The following is a 16731-nucleotide window of genomic DNA, read 5'->3' on the forward strand; positions in this document are numbered from 1 at the left end:
GCAGGCTTCCGCGGAAGGGCTTCGTGCCTGTCGTGCGGTGGAATCCATCGGGGTGTGGCGCAGCTTGGTAGCGCGCTTCGTTCGGGACGAAGAGGTCGCAGGTTCAAATCCTGTCACCCCGACCATGTGAAAAGGCCCTCTGACCAGCAGAAATGCTTGGTTGGAGGGCCTTTTGCTGCCCTTGTGTCCGGGTCTCTGGCGGTGGAGGCCTGATCCGCTCGAAACGTAAGAGCCAGCCCGCGACGCCCGGCGGCTTCGACCGGCGCCGCCAGGTCCACCACGCGCACAAGCCCCCGACCGTCCATGTTCTGCTCTCGGCAGATCAGCCTTGCTCGGCGAGCGGATCGAACGGGTGTGCCATATGTTGGTGGCATGAGATCAGCGGACGGTGCATCTGGAGCGGGCGAGCAGCCTCCCGGGTCCGTGCTGCCCGCGGACGGCGGTGTGACCACCGGCGCGGCGCAGGTCCGTGTCTTGCGTGAGTTGTTGGCGGGCATGATCCTGCCAGGCGGTACCGACACGGCATCGTCCGTGTCGAAGCGGGTGCAGGCGCAGTGGGTGGACCTGCTGGGTGAGCTGGAGGCGATGAAGAACACCGTGACGGCCACCCAGGCGCGGCTGGCGGTCGCGTTGGAGGAGGCGACCAAGGCCGACGAGGCGCGGCAGGGGATCCGGGCCGGGCGGCGGGGTCGTGGGGTGCCGAACCAGGTCGGTGCGGCGCTACAGGCCAGCCCGCACACGGGCGCATCGTTCCTGGGCACGGCCCGGGTGTGGGTGACGCAGATGCCGTTCACGTTCGACGCGTTGCGCACCGGTGTGCTCTCGGCGTGGCGGGCGACGCTGCTGGTCCGCGAGACGTCGCACCTGTCGGTGGAGGACCGGGCGCGGATCGATGAGGAGATCTGCGGGCCCGCCGGTCTTGCAGGGCTGGCTCGGATGGGGACCAAGCGGCTGATCGCGAAGGTCAAGGAGCTGGCCGGTCAGTTGGACGTGCGCGCGTGTGTGAAGCGGAACGCGAAGGCGGAGTCGGAGCGGTGTGTCTCGGTGCGTCCGGCGCCGGATCTGATGGTGTACCTGACCGCGTTGGTCCCGATGCGGCAGGGGGTGCAGGCCTACGCCCAGCTCAAGAACCTGGCCGATGCCGCCAAGGCGACCGGTGACGAGCGGGGTGCAGGTCAGATCATGGCGGACACCCTGATCGAGCGGATCACCGGACGCGAGCCCGGCCACGCGGATGACGTGCCGGTGACGATCAACCTGCTGGTCTCGGACCAGACGCTGCTGGCGGGTGGTGACGAGCCCGCGATGGTGGTCGAGGGCACGGCCGCGGGTGTGGGTACCGTGCCCGCGCCGGTGGCCCGCAACCTCGTCGCACAGGGGATCGACGCGGAGGCGGCGTGGCTGCGTGCGGTGTACGTCGACCCCCACGGCCGACTCCTGGCGACGACGTCGACGTCGCGGTTCCACCCGCAGGGCCTGGCGCGGTTGCTGCGTGCCAGGGAGCAGGGGGTGTGTGCGTCGTCGTGGTGTGACGCACCGGTGCGGCACATCGACCACATCACCCCGCATGCTGAGGGTGGTGCGACGAGCCTGGACAACGGGCAAGGCCTGTGTGCCCGGTGTAATCACGCGAAGCAATCACCAGGGTGGTCACAGCAGGTGACCGAGATCGACGGCCGACACGCAGTGGAGACGGTCATGCCGACGGGGCACACGTCTGTGTTTGTCGCGCCCGCACCACCACGGCCAGTCACCGACGCGGCCAAGGGGCACGAGCACGCGGGCCAGGAGTACGCAGGGCAGGAGCACACGTCGGCTGCCCGGCTGCCCGACCCTGTGCGAGCAGAGACCCAGGACGGTGCCGGGCAATCGACACCGCCGTGGACCCCCGCGGTCGGCGTGAAGGGTCCCGCGCCGGGGCGTGTCCCGCGTAGCCGGTACAGCATCGGGTGCAGCGTCCCGCGGCCCCCTGGGGCGATCGCGTACCGCCCACCGGGGCGGCGTGAGCAGGTCGGTCCTGGGCGCCGGCCACGGTCCCGACCCGACCTCGCCTGGGCACACCCACCCGGGGCGCATACCCGCTGAACCAGGCACCGCCGCGAGCTGACCCTCGCGGCGGCCACCGGCATGCCCTCGGGACCGGATGACCGTCCCCGCACCCAGATGCAAGACTGGGCGCCTACCCTCAATCAGGGAGGCGTCGATGGACCCGTTCGTCCTGATCGGCGGCGGGCTGACCACAGCCCGCGCCGCAGAAGCCCTGCGAGTCGGCGGTTACGACGGCGACCTCGTGGTCGTCACGACCGAACCTCACCACCCGTACGAGCGCCCACCCCTGAGCAAGGACTACCTGCGCGGTGAGTCGGAGCGCGACGTCGTCTTCCCGCTGAACGAAGCCTGGTACGCCGAGCACGACGTAGTGGTCCGCGCCAGCGAGACGGTGGTCGGGCTGGACCCGGCCGGCCACACGCTGACGCTGTCCGACGGCGCCATGCTCACCTTCGCGAAGGCGCTCCTCGCTCCGGGGTCCACGCCGCGCGCGCTCGACGTGCCCGGCACCGACCTCGCCGGAGTGCACTATCTGCGCACTATCGACGACTCCGACCGGATCTCCAGCACGCTGCTCGAGGCGTCCCTGGAGGGTGTGGGCCGGCTCGTGGTCGTCGGCGACGGGTGGATCGGGATGGAGGTGGCCGCCTCGGCGCGCACCCTCGGCCTGGACGTCACGGTGGTGGGCCGCGGCGCTCACCCGCTCGGTCACGCACTCGGGCCCGAGATGAGCGACTTTTACGCGGGCGTCCACGCAGAGCACGAGGTGCGCCTGGTGCGCAACGCGTCCGTCGCGCGGCTGCAGGGCGCCGACGGCCGCATCACCGGCGTCGACCTGTCGGACGGCACCTACGTCGGGGCCGACGTCGTGGTGATCGGGGTGGGCGCCGCGCCGAACGTCGGACTCGCCGAGGCCGCGGGGCTCGACCTGAGGCCCGCCGCCCAGGGCGGCGGCGTCGTCGTGGACGGCACGCTGGCGACGTCGCATCCCGACGTGTTCGCCGCAGGCGACATAGCGAGCATCCCGTCCCCCCACTACGGACGCCCGCTGAGGGTGGAGCACTGGGCCATCGCGCGGGAGAGCGGCACCCACGCCGGCCGCGCCATGCTCGGTGTGCCCGACCCGTACGACAAGCTGCCGTATTTCTACAGCGACCAGTACGACGTCGGCATGGAGTACACCGGCTGGGTGGACGTCCATGCCGGATACGACGACGTGGTGGTCTCTGGCGACACCGGCAAGCGGGAGTTCGTAGCGTTCTGGCGCGTTGACGGCCAGGTCGTGGCGGGCATGGCCGTGAACGTGTGGGACCAGATGGAGCGCGTGGAAGAGCTGATCAGGTCCCGGCGGAAGTCGTCGACGGCGGAGCTGGAAGGCTTCGTGGTCTGACCCCGCCGACGCCGCTGACTCCGTTCAGACGGCGAACAGCAGACCCGCGCTGACCAGCATGACCATCGCGGTCGCGAAGTGGATCCCGAAGGCGACCGCCTTGGTGCCGCCGTGGCGCAGCACGATCAGGGTGTCGCCGAGCGGCGCCAGCGTCACCGCGAGCATGTACCAGGCCTCGGCGTGGGCGCCCGCGAAGACGAGGACCGCCAGGCCCGCGACGCCGAAGGTGGCGTCCCGGACGCCCTTGATCTCGAGGTAGGCGCGGTCCTGCGTGGCGGGCACGCCGTAGCCCGCCGCGGCGGAGTAGGGCCTGAACATGAAGTTCACCCCGATGTACACGATGAAGAGGTTGAGGACCACGGCCAGGGCGTACGCGACGACAGTCATGCCACATCTCCTTGCTAGCGCTGATAGGTGATATAGCGACGCTAGCATAGCGGAGGCAGATTGCCTAGCAATGCTAGAATTCTCGTCATGACGACTCAGACGCGCCGGGAGCGCGAGCGTGCGCAGCGCGAGCAGCAGATCGTTGCGGCGGCCCGGGAACTGGCGGAGACAGAGGGCTGGGAGGCAGTCACGACCCGGCGCCTCGCCGCCGAGATCGAGTACAGCCAGCCAGTCCTGTACAGCCACTTCAAGGGCAAGAGCGCCATCATGACGGCGGTCGCGGTCCAGGGCTTCGAAGAGCTGGCCGACGAAGTGCGCGCCGCACGAACGGCTGCCCGCGGAACCCGCGATGCCCTCGCCGCTGTCGCGACCGCCTACACGGACTTCGCCCGGAAGCGCCCGGCGCTCTACGACGCCATGTTCACCCATGCGGTCGACCTGTCGTTCGCCAGCCCCAATACCCCCGCCCATCTGCGCAACGGGTTCGACGAGATCCTGCAGGCTGTCGAGCCGCTCGCCGCGGACGACGACCCCGGCATCCTCACCGAGACCTTCTGGGCGAGCCTGCACGGACTGGCCATGCTCGAGCGCAGCGGCCGGCTGCCCGCCGACCTGCGCGGTCATCGGTTGGATCTGCTGATCGGTCGCTTCGCACCCGAGGCAACCTGAGGCGGCGCTAACGCCCGGGCGCAGGCAATTCGGCGTCCGCCGCGAGGTGCGCCAGCCAGCCGCCGGACGCCGTGATGTCGCGTGCCCCGTCGAGAGCCGCCGGTTCGCACAGGAAGCCGGAAACTTCTGAGCCGTCGGCCAGCAGCACCTTGCCGATGGTCATCGGCGCCGGAACCGATGCGACGAACTCGCCGAACCCAGCTGTCGGCAGCTCCCATACCTCGGCCTCGATCGGGGCGCCGCCGTCGGCCACGCGGACCAGGCCCGGCTTGGCCGGGGTGGTTTCCAGGGCGAAGAGCCGGTACCCAGGCGCGGTGGTAGTGGAAGCGACCAGCCGGCCGCCGCGGTCGACGAGCTGATGGTTGAGTGGCTGCCCGCTCAGGTGCGCCCCGACCACGGCGAGCGGGACCGACGCGAGCCGCACCGACCCAGGCCGCGCTGACCCCGGCCGCTGCAGCTCGGAACTCTCCGCGAGAAGCTCAGCAACACCCGCGAGCAAGCCGTCGCTGAACGCCGGCCCGACGAGCTGCACCCCGAACGGCAGGCCGTCCGCCTCCCCCGCCGGAACTGCCAGCGCGGCCATGTCCAGGAGGTTCGCGAAGTTGGTGAACCGGCCCAGGTCGGAGTTCACGCCCACCGGGTCGGCCGCGACCTCGGCGAGGGTGGGGTGCCGTGTCGTCGTCGGGAGCAGCAGCACGTCAGTGCCCGCGAGCGCCGTACGCGCGGCCAGGCCGAGCTCGTCGAGCCGGGCCATGTCCGCGAAGAGCTCGTGCGCCAGGGGCGCTGCCGCCTTGCCGATGATCGCGCCGACCACGGGGTCGACGTCGTCGGGGTGGCTTGCGACGAACTCGCCGACTGCGGCATACCGCTCGGCGACGAAGGCCCCCTCGTAGAGCAGTCGCGCGGCGGCCAGCAGGGGCGCGATGTCGACGCGACGCACCCGCGCGCCCGCACGGATCAGCCGGTCGACGGCAGCTTCGAAGGCCTCCGACCAGCCAGGGGCGAGCGGGCCCAGCGCTTCCGGTGCCGGGACCGCGACGACGGGCGGGCCACCGTCACCGCTACCGCGACGCACCGCATCCCAGCTCGAAGGCAGGTCCCGAGCGAGGGGGTCGACGCCGTCCGGCCCGGCCAGGCTCAACAGGGCCAAGCGCGCATTTGCCAGATCCCTGGCCAGCACCGTCACGCAGTCGAGCGAGCGGCACGCGGGCACAACGCCGGTCGCGGGCACCGCGCCGCGCGTCGCCTTGATCCCGACGAGCCCGTGCAGCGCCGCCGGCACCCGGCCCGACCCGGCAGTGTCCGTGCCGAGCGCGACATCGACGATGCCCAGCGCCACCGCGACGGCGGAGCCGCTCGACGACCCGCCCGAGATCCGGTCCGGCGCCGTCGCATGCCGCACCGCGCCGTACGGGCTGCGCGTACCCACGAGGCCCGTCGCGAACTGGTCGAGGTTGGTGGTGCCGAGCACCAGCGCACCCGCCGCGCGCAGGCGGGCGACCGCGGTCGCGTCCCGGTCGGGCGCGTAGGCGAACGCCGGGCACCCCGCCGTCGTCGGCAGCCCGGCGACGGCGATGTTGCCCTTCACCGCCGCGAGCAGCCCGGCCAGCGGCAGCTCCTCCCCCGCCTCGATCCTCCGCGTGATCTCCGCGGCCTCGGCGAGGACGTCGGCGCGCGGGCGCAGGTCGATCCACACCTCTGGCCGGTCCACCTCGGCGACCCGGGCATACGCGGCCTCGACCCGCTCGACGAGCGCGCTCACGCCGCCATCTCCCCTGCCACGACCACGAGCACCCGTCCCGGCCCCACCTGCTCGCCGGTCTCGACGTGCACGGAGCTGACGACGCCGTGCGCCGTCGCGGTGACCGGTGCTTCCATCTTCATGGCCTCCAGGGTGATGAGGGTGTCGCCGGGCGCTACCGCGTCGCCCGGCTCGACGTCGACGCGGAACACCGTGCCGACGAAAGGCGCCTCGACGCCGTGCGCGCCCGGTGGGACCGGCACGCCGACGGCGGCTGGCGCGGCCACCGGCTCCGGCCGCGGCTCGAACTCCCCCGCCGCGGCCCAGGCATCACGCTCGGCCTGGAACGCGGCGGCCTGCCGCTCGCGGAACCCGGCGATCGGGCCGGCATTCTCCTCGAGGAACCGCTGGTACTCGGCGAGAGCGAACTCGCCCTCCTCCACCCGCAGCTCGAGGCGGCCCGCGGCGGCCTGGTCGCGCAGGCCCGAGAGTCCCTCGGACGACACCGGGTACCAGCGGATCCGGTCGAAGAACCGCAGCAGCCACGGGGTTCCCTGCCGGAACGAGCCGCGCTGCGCGTGCGTGGACCAGACCTGCGTGGTGCGGCCCACGAACTGGTACCCACCCGGCCCTTCCATCCCGTAGATGCACAGGTAGGCGCCGCCGATGCCCACGGCGTTCTGGGGCGTCCAGGTGCGCGCCGGGTTGTACTTGGTGGTCACGAGCCGGTGCCGCGGGTCGAGCGGGGTCGCCACCGGCGCGCCGAGGTACACGTCGCCCAGGCCCAGCACCAGGTACTCGGCGTCGAAGACGGTCTGGTAGACGTCCTCGACCGTGTCCAGCCCGTTGATCCGGCGGATGAACTCGATGTTCCACGGGCACCACGGGGCGTCGTCGCGCACGCCGGCCATGTACCGGCGGATGGCCTCGCGCGTGGCCGGGTCGTCCCACGACAGCGGCAGCCACACGGTGCGCGACGGCACGACGAGCTCGGCGGTGGGTGGCAGCGCGTCGTCGACCTCTTGGACCAGGTCGAGCGCCTGCCGCAGGGTGAGCACCGCCGGGTCGAGGTGCACCTGCAGCGACCGGATGCCGGGCGTCAGGTCGAGAACGCCCGCGGCCCGCAGCGCACGGCTCACCGCCCGGTCGTACGTGCTCGCGGCGTCACGCGGCACGCCGAGCCGTTCGTACAGGCCCTCGGCCAGGGCATGCACCCGGATGCGGGAGGCGACGTCGAGCTGCATGGGCCCGTACTCGACGAGCAGGTTGTCGTCGCCGCTGCGCCGGTACGTGGCCTCGGGCGACACCTGCGTGCCGCCCTCGGTGACGGCCGGGACCCGGTCGAGCACGCCGCCGTCGGACACGGCGTCACGATCCGCGGCAGCCTGCCGCAGCGGTGCGGCGCGCAGGTCGTCCGCCTGCGTCTCGCTCACGGGGATGAACCGGACCGTGTCGCCCGGCCGGAGCTGGCCGAGCTTCCACAGGTGCCCCACCGCGACGGTCGCCGGGCAGGTGAACCCGCCCAGGCTGGGCCCGTCGGGGCCGAGGAGGATCGGGAGGTCCCCCGTGTAGTCCACGGCCCCGACGGCGTACGGCGTGTCGTGGATGTTCGACGGGTGCAGACCGGCCTCACCCCCGTCGGACCGCGCCCACGTGGGCCTCGGACCCACGAGCCGCACTCCGGTGCGCGCCGAGTTGAAGTGCACCTCCCAGTCCGTGGCGTAGAACTCAGCCATGTCGTCGACCGTGAAGAACTCCGGCGCCGCGTGCGGCCCCTCCAGGGCCGCGACCTCCCACCGGTCGGGAAACTCCGGCCGTTCCTCCGGCGGCACAGCCATCGTCTGCCCGACGCCGGACGGGCCGCCCAGGCGCACCACGTCACCAGTGCGCAGCGGCGCCCCGGTGGTGCCGCCGATCTCGCCCAGGTCGAACGTCGCCGCCGAGCCCAGGATCTGTGGGGCGTCGAGCCCGCCCGCCACCAGCACGTAGGTGCGCATGCCGCGGGCAGGGGCGCCGACGTCGAGCACGGCGCCCGGCCCCAGGAAGAGCGGCTCCCACTGGGGCGCTGCGACGCCGTCAACGGTCACCGGCGCGGGCGCGCCCGTGACCATGACCGTCGCGCCGGTGCGGAACCGCAGCGCCGGGCCGTGGAGCGTGCACTCCAGGCCGGGCGCACCCTCGGGGTTGCCCAGGGCCCGGTTGCCGAGGCGGAACGACAGGTCGTCCATCGGCCCCGACGGCGGGATGCCCACGTGCCACAGCCCCGTGCGGCCCGGCCAGTCCTGGATGGTGGTCAGCATGCCGGGGCGCATCATCTCGAACCGCGGCGAGGCATCCTCGACGTGCGCCAGCGTCCCCGTGTCGTGGCGCGCGGCGACGACGTCGGGGTGGTCCGGCAACGCGGCGAGCAGGCCCAGGTTGGTGGCCACGCCGTCGATCCGGGAGCCGTCGAGGCCACGGGCGAGCGCGGCCCACGCCTGCTCGCGGTCCTTGCCCCGGGCGATCACCTTGGCGAGCAGCGGGTCGTAGTGGGCCGAGACGGTGGTGCCGGCCTCGACCCAGGTGTCTACGCGGACGTCTGCCGGGAACGCGGCGTGCGTGACCGTCCCTGCGCTGGGGGCGTTGTCCCGGTCGGGGTTCTCCGCGTAGACGCGGGCCTCGACCGCGGCGCCGCGGGGGGCACGCGGGGCGGCGAGCCACTCGCGCACCATGCCGGTGTCGCCGCCGGCGAGCCGCAACATCCAGGCGACGAGGTCGACGTCGTACACGGCCTCGGTGACGGGGTGCTCCACCTGGAGGCGCGTGTTGACCTCCAGGAACGAGGCCTCCTCGCGCTCGGCGTCGTAGACGTACTCGACCGTGCCCGCCGAGCGGTAGCCCACGGAAGCGGCGAGGTCACGCGCGGCGTCGGCGATCCGGGTGCGAACGGCGTCCGGGAGGTGCGGCGCGGGCGCCTCCTCGACGACCTTCTGGTTCCGGCGCTGCAGGGAACAGTCCCGGTCGCCCAGCGTGACGACGCTGCCCGTGCCGTCGCCGAACACCTGCACCTCGATGTGGCGAGCGCGTTCGACGAGCCGTTCCAGGAAGACGTCGGCCGTGCCGAACCCCGCCGCCGCCGTCCGGCGCACCGCGTCCCAGGCGGCGACCAGCTCGTCGGCGTCCCGGCAGGCACGCATCCCGATCCCACCGCCGCCGGCGGTGGCCTTCAGCATCACCGGGAAGCCGATCCGCTCGGCCTCCGCCACGGCATGGTCGACGTCGGCGAGCAGGCCGGTCCCGGCGAGCAGCGGGACCTCGGCGGCGAGCGCGGCGGCCCGCGCGGTGTGCTTGGCGCCGAACAGCTCCAGGTGCTCCGGAGTCGGGCCGGCGAACGCGAGCCCGGCCGCCTCGACCTGGCGGGCAAAGCCCGCGTTCTCCGACAGGAAGCCGTACCCGGGATGGATCGCGCCCGCGCCGGTACGCAGCGCGGCCTCCACCACCAGGTCGCCGCGCAGGTAGCTCTGCGCTGCGGGGGCGGGCCCCAGGGGAACGGCCTCGTCGGCCAGGTGCACGTGCAGGGCCCCGGCGTCGGCCGCCGAGTGGACCGCCACCGTGCCCAGGCCGAGGGCGCGCGCCGTCCGGATGATCCGAACGGCGATCTCGCCACGGTTGGCGACGAGCAGCCTGTCGTAGGACAGCCCCGTCATGCGCGCGTCACGATCACCCGGACGGGCGTCGGGTCGAACCCGTTGCACGGGTTGTTGATCTGCGGGCAGTTGGAGATCAGCACGAGCACGTCGCGCTCCGCCCGCACGGAGACGGCAAGGCCGGGGGCGGAGATGCCGTCCACGATGCCGAGCGCGCCGTCCGGGTCCACCGGCACGTTCATGAACCAGTTGATGTTGGAGACCAGGTCGCGCTTGCCCAGCCCGTGCCGGGCTCCGCCCAGCAGGAAGTTCTCGACGCAGGCGTGCTGGGCCCGCGTGTGGTGCCCGTAGCGCAGGGTGTTGGACTCCTTGGAGCAGGCGCCGCCCAGGGTGTCGTGGCGGCCGCAGGTGTCGGCGACGACGGTCATGAGCGGGCCGTGCTCGGCGTCGCGGAGCACGCTGCCGGTCGTGAGGTAGACCGTGTCCTGGCCCTGGAGGGTGTCGGGGGAGCTGTACCGGAGCTCGGTGTCGTGCGCGTCGTAGACCAGGAAGTCGACGGCCTGGTTGCCGCCGACGTCCACCATCGTCAGCGTGTCGCCGGCGGCGATCACCCCGGTCCAGGGGTTGCGGGCGGCCACTGTCTCGTCGTGGATCACGACGGCGTCCGCCGCGACCTCTGGCGGGACGACCATGAGCGGGGCTGCGGTGGCTGGGGCGATGGTCATCGGTCGGCTCCTCGCGTGCGGCGGTGGGCTGTCGAGTTCTCGTACGCGCGACGGCCCTCGGGCGTGGCGTCCCACGCGGGGTCGCCGGGCACGGTGGGCGCCCCGGGCCAGGCCACGACGTCGAGCGGGCCGGCGATGAACTCGGGCCGGGGGTCCAGCGGGTGGGCGGTGCTCGCGAGCAGCATGATCAGCGGCAGCTCGGCCACGAGCGTGATGCTCTCGGGACCGGACGAGCCCACGAAGGCGGGCCGCCCGTCGTCGGACACGGACACGCCCTCGAAGAAGGTGACGCTTGGGGGGAGATCGCGCCGCGACAGCCCGTGCTTGGCGGCGGCGAGCGCGAAGAGCTCGCGTCCGGCGGGACTGGGGCCGAACACGTCCCCGCTGCCGTAGCGCTCCGCGTTGCGGGCCAGCGTGGACGTGCCGAACAGGGCGTCGTGACGCGGCGCGTCGGCGCGGTTGCCCGCCGTGTCCTCCACGATCGTCGCGAGCGCGCGGCCCTGATCGGACAGGAGCAGGTGGCCCGCGGTGAGGAAGGCCTGCCACTGGACCTTGACCGTGTCCGCGACGTTGAGGCGCTCCGTCGGCTGGTCGGCGTGGAAAGCGAGCAGGTGGGCGCACGCGTCGCCGGTCGTGTCCCGCACGCGGACGCGAGTACCGGCGGCGACCACCAGGCTCGTGTAGCCGCCGGACGGCACGGTCTCGGCCCAGACGAGGTCGCTTGCGGCGACGTCCGGGGGAAGGTCGCCCGCATAGGCGGACGCGGGGTGGAGCACCCGGGGCAGCTCGGGGGCCGCGGCCCCTTCCTGCTCACGCGCGTGGGCCTTCGCGCCCGCGGTGGTCGCGGTGGTCATGACGCCTCCAAGGGTTTCTGTCGAGTGACAGGAATAGGTTTTCGCTCGAGTGTTTCCCCCGGGCGTACGGCGAGGTAAATCCTGAGTTACACGAGGTAGCGTCAGGCGGGTGACCTCCTCGATCGTCGGCCCGGACGCCACGCCCGCGCCGCGGCGCCCTGGCCGCCCCCGCGCGGACGGCGCGTCGCCCACCGGCCGCGGCACCGAGTCGGACCTCCTGTCCGCGGCCGCGCGCCTCTTCTGCACGGTGGGCTACACGGCGACGTCGACCCGCGCGATCGCCGACGCCGCGGGCGTGCGCCAGGCCTCTATGTACCACTGGTTCGGCACCAAGTCGGCGATCCTCCAGCGGCTGCTGCTCGACTCGGTCGAGCCCTCGCTCGAGTCCGCACGGCTGCTGCTCGCCCGGCCGGAGGAACCCGCGGTGCGGCTCTGGACGCTCGCACGGCTCGACGTCGAGCTCCTCTGCTCGGGCGACCTCAACATCGGCGCGCTCTACCTCTTGCCCGAGGTGGCCGGAGACGGGTTCGAGACCTTCCGCGACCATCGCGAGCAGCTGCGGGCCGCCTACGGCGACCTGGTCTCGGGAACGCTCGGGACCGATGCCACGCCCGACGACGGCGCCATGGTCCTGACCTTCGTGGAGAGCGTGATCCTGCGGCGCCGCGACGAGCCGGCGCTCGACGCCGCGCGGGCCGGGCAGCGCTACGCGGACCTGGCGCTCCGGCTGCTGGGGCTCGACGACGACGCCGTCGCCCGGGCCCGCGAGGCGGGCTCGATCCTGGCCGACACGGTCCATCGCGAGAAACCTGTCGCCCGACAGAATTAACGCAGTCGTTCCACATGCGCGACACGGGTGTGACGCGCGGCGAGGTGAATGGGTCCTGCTACCGGACCCCATCCATCCGCCGCGCGCCACGCGGTCCTCCTTCGAGGAGCCACCCATGATCATCGCAGGTATCGGCGCGACGGTGCTCGCCGTCGTCGTCATCGGACTGCTCGTCGCCCGCAAGGTCGACGGCGACTCCGCCAACTATCTCGTCGCCGGACGCCGCCTGGGCGTACCGCTCGTCGGGGCGTCGCTCATGGCGGCCGCCGTCGACTCCAACGCCACCGTCGGCAACACGGACCTGACCTCGCTGTTCGGCTTCTGGTCGGGAGCGTCGCTGGCCCTGGGCCTGGCGATCTGCCTGCTGCTGACCGGGCTCTTCCTGGCCCGGCGGCTCAACGGCATGGGCCTGTACACGCTCGCCGACTACTACCGGAACCGCTACGGACGCGGCGTCGAGGTCGCGGCGTCGGTGCTGATGATCTTCGCGTTCGCGATCCTCATGGCCGGCAACCTCGTGGCGTGCGGGTTCCTCCTGGAGCACTTCGCCGGGCTGCCGTACTGGGCGGGCGTGGTGCTCGCCGTGACCCTCGTGCTGATCTACACCGTGGGCGGCGGCATGTTCTCCGACGCCTACACGGCCGCCGTCCAGATCGTCATCACGCTGGTCGCCACGGCAGCGCTCGTGATCTGGTTCGGCATGACCATCGGGTTCCAGGTCCCGGAGGGGATGGGGCCGTTCGACACGGAGCAGCTCACCTCCACCGACGTCGGCGCGCCGATCAACTGGGCCACGCTGATCTCGCTCGGCATCGGCGACATCGTCGCCATCGACTTCATGCAGCGCGTCTTCTCGGCCCGGACGCCGCAGATCGCGCGCCGCGCCTGCTTCACCGCCGCCGCCGGCACCGCCGCGATCGGCGTCGCGTTCGCGATGGTGGCACTGGGCTCGGCGGCGATCGGCATCGACGCCGCCGACGGGCCCATGCTCTTCACGCTGCTCTCGGACCACGCGCCCGTGTGGCTCGCCGTCCTGGTGCTCTCGGGCATCGTCGCGGCGTCGTTCTCCACCGCTTCAGGCGCGATCCTGGCCACGTCCGCGGTAGCCGTGCGCAACATCATGGGCGTCCGCCGCGTCGCCCCGTCCGACGGGACGTACGACCCGCTCCTGCGCTGGACGCGGCTCGCGATGCTACCGATCGTCGTGGCCGGGACCGTGATCGCCCTGACCGTTGCGCAGACCGGGATCCTGCTCACGCTCGCGTTCGACCTGATGCTGGCCTGCCTCGCGGTGCCGTTCCTGCTCGGGGTGTTCTGGACGCGCGGCGGCAATGCGGCCGCGATCGCCGCGATGGCTACCGGGCTCGTCGTGCGGTTCGGCCTGTTCGTGCTCACGCCCACGATCTACGGGGTGCCCAACGACATCGCGTACATCCCGAACGACCTGATCCCCGCGACGTTCGACGGCTGGCCCACGATCTACGGGGCGATCGTCTCGATCACGGCGTACGTGGTGGTGGCGCTGGCTCGGCCGGCCTCCGCACCGATCGAACCGGAGCCGGAGCAGGAGATGGAGCCGGCGGTGGCGTGACCGAATCGGAAGTGCGCTTCTACGCACTTCGCTCAGTTCTCGCAGGCCGCCTGGAGGGCGCGGTCGAGTCGAGCGGCGGTTGCCTCGCTCCCGCCGACGCTGACCGTTCCGTGGAACGGCAGGTAGAACTCGCGCTCGACGCCGAGCGCACGGAGCTTCACTGGCGCGCCGCCGAAGAGGCCCCATCCGTCGGTATAGGAGTTGTCGCCCTGCGGATTGACGATCCACATGGCCGCCTCACGGTCCGGCGGGATCACCACACGGTCAGAGGTCTCGGTCGCGTCCGGCGCACCGTCGACGGGCTCCTTGACGAAGTCGTGGTCCTCCCGGACGTCGTCGGCCATCGGCTCGAAGCGGTACGCCCCCGGGTCGGTGCTGATCACCGTGACGGGCCACGGGGAAGAGTTGCGCACCGTCTGCAGCACCACGACGTCCTCGTCGTTGCCGAACATCGACCAGATGTCATCGGAGGGAACACAGTCAGGGAGGGTCGCGCCGGCCCCGCGGTTGCTGAACGAACCTGGCTCCACCTCGGTCGTACGGGCCGCGATCTGCCAGGCGACAGCCCCCGCCACCAGCGCCGCGACCACCATGCTGCCCCTGCGCACCGACCACTTCGAAGCTGCCGGCTCGCCCGTTGCTCACCATGCACCTGCTGCCAGGTTGCTGCCGATCTTGGCAGCAGGTGCATGCTGAACCGGAGTCAGCGAGAGATCAGCCGCGCCGCTCGCGCACTGCCTTCGCCAGCTCGCGGAGCAGGTCCTCCGTCGTGTCCCAGTCCATGCACTTGTCGGTGACCGACTGGCCGTAGGTGAGCTCCGACAGCGGGCCGGGCTTCTGCGCGCCGGCCTCGATGAAGCTCTCCATCATGAGGCCCGTGATGCCCCGCTCGCCGTCGGCGATGCGGTTGGCGATCTCGTGCACGACCCCGGCCTGACGCACGTGGTCCTTGCCCGAGTTGCCGTGGCTCGCGTCCACGATCACGCCGTTCTCGACGGCGCCGCCCAGCCCGGAGGTGCGCGCGACGCGCAGGGCCTCGGCGACGTCCTCGGCCGAGTAGTTCGGGCCCGAGCGCCCGCCGCGCAGGATGACGTGGCAGTCCGGGTTACCCGTGGTCTCGACGGCGGCGGCACGCCCCTCGCCGTCGGCCCCGAAGAAGGTGTGCTCGCTCGCGGCGGTGATGCAGCCGTCCACGGCGATCTGGACGTCGCCGTCGGTCGCGTTCTTGAACCCGACGGGCATCGACAGGCCGGAGGCGAGCTGCCGGTGCACCTGCGACTCCACGTTGCGGGCGCCGATCGCACCCCACGTCACGGCGTCGGCGATGTACTGCGGGCTGGTCGGCTCGAGGAACTCGGCCCCCGCGGGCACCCCGGCGTCGAGCACGCCGAGCAGCACCTCGCGGGCGAGGCTCAGGCCGTGCCGCACGTCGTGCGTGCCGTCCAGGTGCGGGTCGTTGATGAGGCCCTTCCAGCCCACCGTGGTGCGCGGCTTCTCGAAGTACACCCGCATGACGACGACCAGGTCGTCGGACAGCTCGCGCCGGAGCATCGCGAGCCGGGCCGCGTAGTCGAGGGCGGCGACCGGGTCGTGCACCGAGCACGGGCCCACGATCGTGAGCAGGCGGTCGTCCTCGCCCGTCAGGACGTCACGGACCTCGCGGCGGGACGTCGTGACGAGGTCACTGCGAGCGGTGCCGAGCGGCATCGACGCCAGCAGGCTGTTCGGGGCGGGCAGCGGGTCGAGAGCGCGGATGCGCAGGTCGGAGGTGCGGGTACCGAGGTCGGTTGCCTCGGTGCTGGGTTCCGCAGGGGTGATGCTCATCGGGATCGGGGCTCCTGGTAGGCGGGTCTGGTTCGAAGGAACCGGACGGCCCGCCACCGACTCCTGGTCCGGAGCGGCCCGTCTCGGTAAAGACGAAGGGCCTGGACGCGATCGGCGTCCCAGGCCCTGGCTCCGGGTGGAAAGTTGGTCAGGCGTGCGCCCGCCGAGCTCCACCAGGAGCCGACGTAAAGCGCCAATACCAACGGATGTCCACGGCCCAAACCGTAGCCCCCGCCCCGGCGGCTGTCCACCGGGTGCCAGGATGCGGTCGGTCACAGTCGGGCCACCCCCTGGCCGCCCACTACCTGACGTAGCGCTCCACGAACGCGCGCAGGATGCGCATCGGCTCAGCGACGGTCACGGTGGCGACCCGCTCGCGCAGCAGCTCCGCCTCCTCGCTCGGAAAGTAGCCGTAGTCCCGGTAGACGACGATCCGCTGCTGCATCCCCATGACGTCCAGCTCCGGGTGGAACTGCGTGGCGTACAGGTTCTGCTTGATCCGGAACATCTGCACCGGGCAGGCGGCCGACGACGCGAGCAGCACCGCATGGTCCGGCAGCTTGCGCACTGCCTCCTTGTGGCCCACGTACGCAGGGAAGGCCGGCAGCACCCCGGCCAGCAGAGGGTCCGCCGCCGCGTCCGGAGTGAGCTCCACGGTGACCGCACCGGGCGGCTCCGCAAAAGTCCCGTCGATCACCGCACCCTCGTGCGCCCCCAGGGTGCCGACGCCGTAGCACGCGCCGAGGAACGGGAAGTCGCGCGCGACGATCTCGTCGAGCAGGCCCGCGAGCTCCGCCTCGACGCGGTGTTGCACGGGGCCCTTCAGCTCCGCGGGGGTCGAGGAGTTGAACGGCCCGCCGCCCACGATGACACCCGAGTAGTCGTCGAGGTCCACCGGCGGCAGGGGGTCGCGCTCGAGGCGCACCCGGTGCAGCTGCTCCGGTGCGAGGCCGCCGTACTCGCAGAACGCCGCGTACTCGCCGTCCGCGGCGATGTCCTCTCCGCGCGTCGCCAGCAGCAGAAACGGCTTCATGACAAGAGCGTAG

General features: G+C 72.1%; 13 protein-coding genes and 1 tRNA gene. 6 read left to right on the forward strand and 8 right to left on the reverse strand.

All coding sequences use genetic code 11. The features are described from left to right. Positions 1 to 48: 48 nt before the first annotated feature. The 3 genes from EW117_RS09750 (at position 49) to EW117_RS09760 (ending at position 3439) form a co-directional block, all read left to right on the forward strand. Positions 49 to 125 (forward strand) — tRNA-Pro (locus tag EW117_RS09750). A gap of 370 nt (positions 126 to 495) precedes the next feature. Further along, entirely contained in the window at positions 496 to 2085 is a 1590-nt protein-coding gene (locus EW117_RS09755) for an HNH endonuclease (protein ID WP_129786425.1), read from the forward strand. A gap of 118 nt (positions 2086 to 2203) precedes the next feature. Further along, on the forward strand, positions 2204 to 3439 hold the full coding sequence (locus EW117_RS09760; RefSeq protein ID WP_129786126.1) for an NAD(P)/FAD-dependent oxidoreductase: 1236 nt from the start codon (positions 2204 to 2206) through the stop codon (positions 3437 to 3439). A gap of 24 nt (positions 3440 to 3463) precedes the next feature. On the opposite strand, the gene EW117_RS09765 is transcribed toward EW117_RS09760, so the two are convergent. Continuing rightward, positions 3464 to 3826, reverse strand: a complete 363-nt coding sequence (locus EW117_RS09765) for a DUF4267 domain-containing protein (protein ID WP_129786128.1) — start codon at positions 3824 to 3826, stop codon at positions 3464 to 3466. 87 nt (positions 3827 to 3913) lie between these two features. Here EW117_RS09765 and EW117_RS09770 point away from each other — a divergent pair, with 87 nt between their 5' ends. Further along, entirely contained in the window at positions 3914 to 4495 is a 582-nt protein-coding gene (locus EW117_RS09770; protein WP_129786130.1) for a TetR/AcrR family transcriptional regulator, read from the forward strand. Between the two features lie 7 nt (positions 4496 to 4502). Here EW117_RS09770 and atzF read toward each other — a convergent pair whose 3' ends face one another. Genes atzF through EW117_RS09790 form a run of 4 tightly spaced genes read right to left on the reverse strand, consistent with a single transcriptional unit; the run spans position 4503 to position 11441 of the window. Next, positions 4503 to 6257, reverse strand: coding sequence for an allophanate hydrolase (gene atzF / locus EW117_RS09775; RefSeq protein ID WP_129786132.1), 1755 nt, complete (start codon positions 6255 to 6257; stop codon positions 4503 to 4505). Further along, complete coding sequence (gene uca, locus EW117_RS09780) at positions 6254 to 9922, reverse strand: urea carboxylase (protein ID WP_129786134.1); 3669 nt, start codon at positions 9920 to 9922, stop codon at positions 6254 to 6256. Before uca ends, atzF begins: the two co-directional genes overlap by 4 nt. After that, positions 9919 to 10554: an urea amidolyase associated protein UAAP2 gene (locus EW117_RS09785; RefSeq protein ID WP_207211833.1), complete on the reverse strand. Its 636-nt coding sequence runs from the start codon at positions 10552 to 10554 to the stop codon at positions 9919 to 9921. Before EW117_RS09785 ends, uca begins: the two co-directional genes overlap by 4 nt. A 29-nt stretch (positions 10555 to 10583) precedes the next feature. Next, positions 10584 to 11441: an urea amidolyase associated protein UAAP1 gene (locus EW117_RS09790; RefSeq protein WP_129786138.1), complete on the reverse strand. Its 858-nt coding sequence runs from the start codon at positions 11439 to 11441 to the stop codon at positions 10584 to 10586. 109 nt (positions 11442 to 11550) lie between these two features. Between EW117_RS09790 and EW117_RS09795 the strand changes: the two genes are divergently transcribed. Together EW117_RS09795 and EW117_RS09800 are read left to right on the forward strand one after the other, a co-directional pair. Further along, the gene (locus EW117_RS09795) at positions 11551 to 12270 is read left to right on the forward strand and encodes a TetR/AcrR family transcriptional regulator (protein WP_207211827.1); all 720 of its coding nucleotides are present in this window, start codon (positions 11551 to 11553) and stop codon (positions 12268 to 12270) included. Positions 12271 to 12385: 115 nt separating this feature from the next. Next, entirely contained in the window at positions 12386 to 13861 is a 1476-nt protein-coding gene (locus EW117_RS09800; RefSeq protein WP_129786141.1) for a high affinity choline transporter 1, read from the forward strand. A 32-nt stretch (positions 13862 to 13893) separates the two neighbouring features. On the opposite strand, the gene EW117_RS09805 is transcribed toward EW117_RS09800, so the two are convergent. The 3 genes from EW117_RS09805 to EW117_RS09815 all read right to left on the reverse strand — a co-directional run bounded on the left by EW117_RS09805 (position 13894) and on the right by EW117_RS09815 (position 16718). Continuing rightward, positions 13894 to 14469 carry a hypothetical protein gene (locus EW117_RS09805; RefSeq protein WP_129786143.1) on the reverse strand — a complete coding sequence of 192 codons (576 nt, stop codon included), beginning with the start codon at positions 14467 to 14469 and terminating at the stop codon, positions 13894 to 13896. A 106-nt stretch (positions 14470 to 14575) separates the two neighbouring features. Then, on the reverse strand, positions 14576 to 15685 hold the full coding sequence (locus EW117_RS09810; RefSeq protein WP_129786145.1) for a 3-deoxy-7-phosphoheptulonate synthase: 1110 nt from the start codon (positions 15683 to 15685) through the stop codon (positions 14576 to 14578). Positions 15686 to 15986: 301 nt separating this feature from the next. Then, positions 15987 to 16718 carry a glutamine amidotransferase gene (locus tag EW117_RS09815; RefSeq protein ID WP_129786147.1) on the reverse strand — a complete coding sequence of 244 codons (732 nt, stop codon included), beginning with the start codon at positions 16716 to 16718 and terminating at the stop codon, positions 15987 to 15989. Positions 16719 to 16731: the final 13 nt, after the last annotated feature.

It is taken from the genome of Promicromonospora panici, assembly GCF_900608595.1.
GTDB classification, from domain to species: domain Bacteria; phylum Actinomycetota; class Actinomycetes; order Actinomycetales; family Cellulomonadaceae; genus Promicromonospora; species Promicromonospora panici.

What these genes read in the sequence shown, in the direction of transcription:
- EW117_RS09765 (WP_129786128.1), bottom strand. Translation starts at nt 3,826, where the DNA reads ATGACTGTCGTCGCGTACGCCCTGGCCGTGGTCCTCAACCTCTTCATC.
- uca (WP_129786134.1), bottom strand. Translation starts at nt 9,922, where the DNA reads ATGACGGGGCTGTCCTACGACAGGCTGCTCGTCGCCAACCGTGGCGAG.
- EW117_RS09760 (WP_129786126.1), top strand. Translation starts at nt 2,204, where the DNA reads ATGGACCCGTTCGTCCTGATCGGCGGCGGGCTGACCACAGCCCGCGCC.
- EW117_RS09770 (WP_129786130.1), top strand. Translation starts at nt 3,914, where the DNA reads ATGACGACTCAGACGCGCCGGGAGCGCGAGCGTGCGCAGCGCGAGCAG.
- EW117_RS09815 (WP_129786147.1), bottom strand. Translation starts at nt 16,718, where the DNA reads ATGAAGCCGTTTCTGCTGCTGGCGACGCGCGGAGAGGACATCGCCGCG.
- EW117_RS09800 (WP_129786141.1), top strand. Translation starts at nt 12,386, where the DNA reads ATGATCATCGCAGGTATCGGCGCGACGGTGCTCGCCGTCGTCGTCATC.
- EW117_RS09810 (WP_129786145.1), bottom strand. Translation starts at nt 15,685, where the DNA reads ATGAGCATCACCCCTGCGGAACCCAGCACCGAGGCAACCGACCTCGGT.
- EW117_RS09790 (WP_129786138.1), bottom strand. Translation starts at nt 11,441, where the DNA reads ATGACCACCGCGACCACCGCGGGCGCGAAGGCCCACGCGCGTGAGCAG.
- EW117_RS09755 (WP_129786425.1), top strand. Translation starts at nt 496, where the DNA reads ATGATCCTGCCAGGCGGTACCGACACGGCATCGTCCGTGTCGAAGCGG.
- EW117_RS09785 (WP_207211833.1), bottom strand. Translation starts at nt 10,554, where the DNA reads ATGGTCGTCCCGCCAGAGGTCGCGGCGGACGCCGTCGTGATCCACGAC.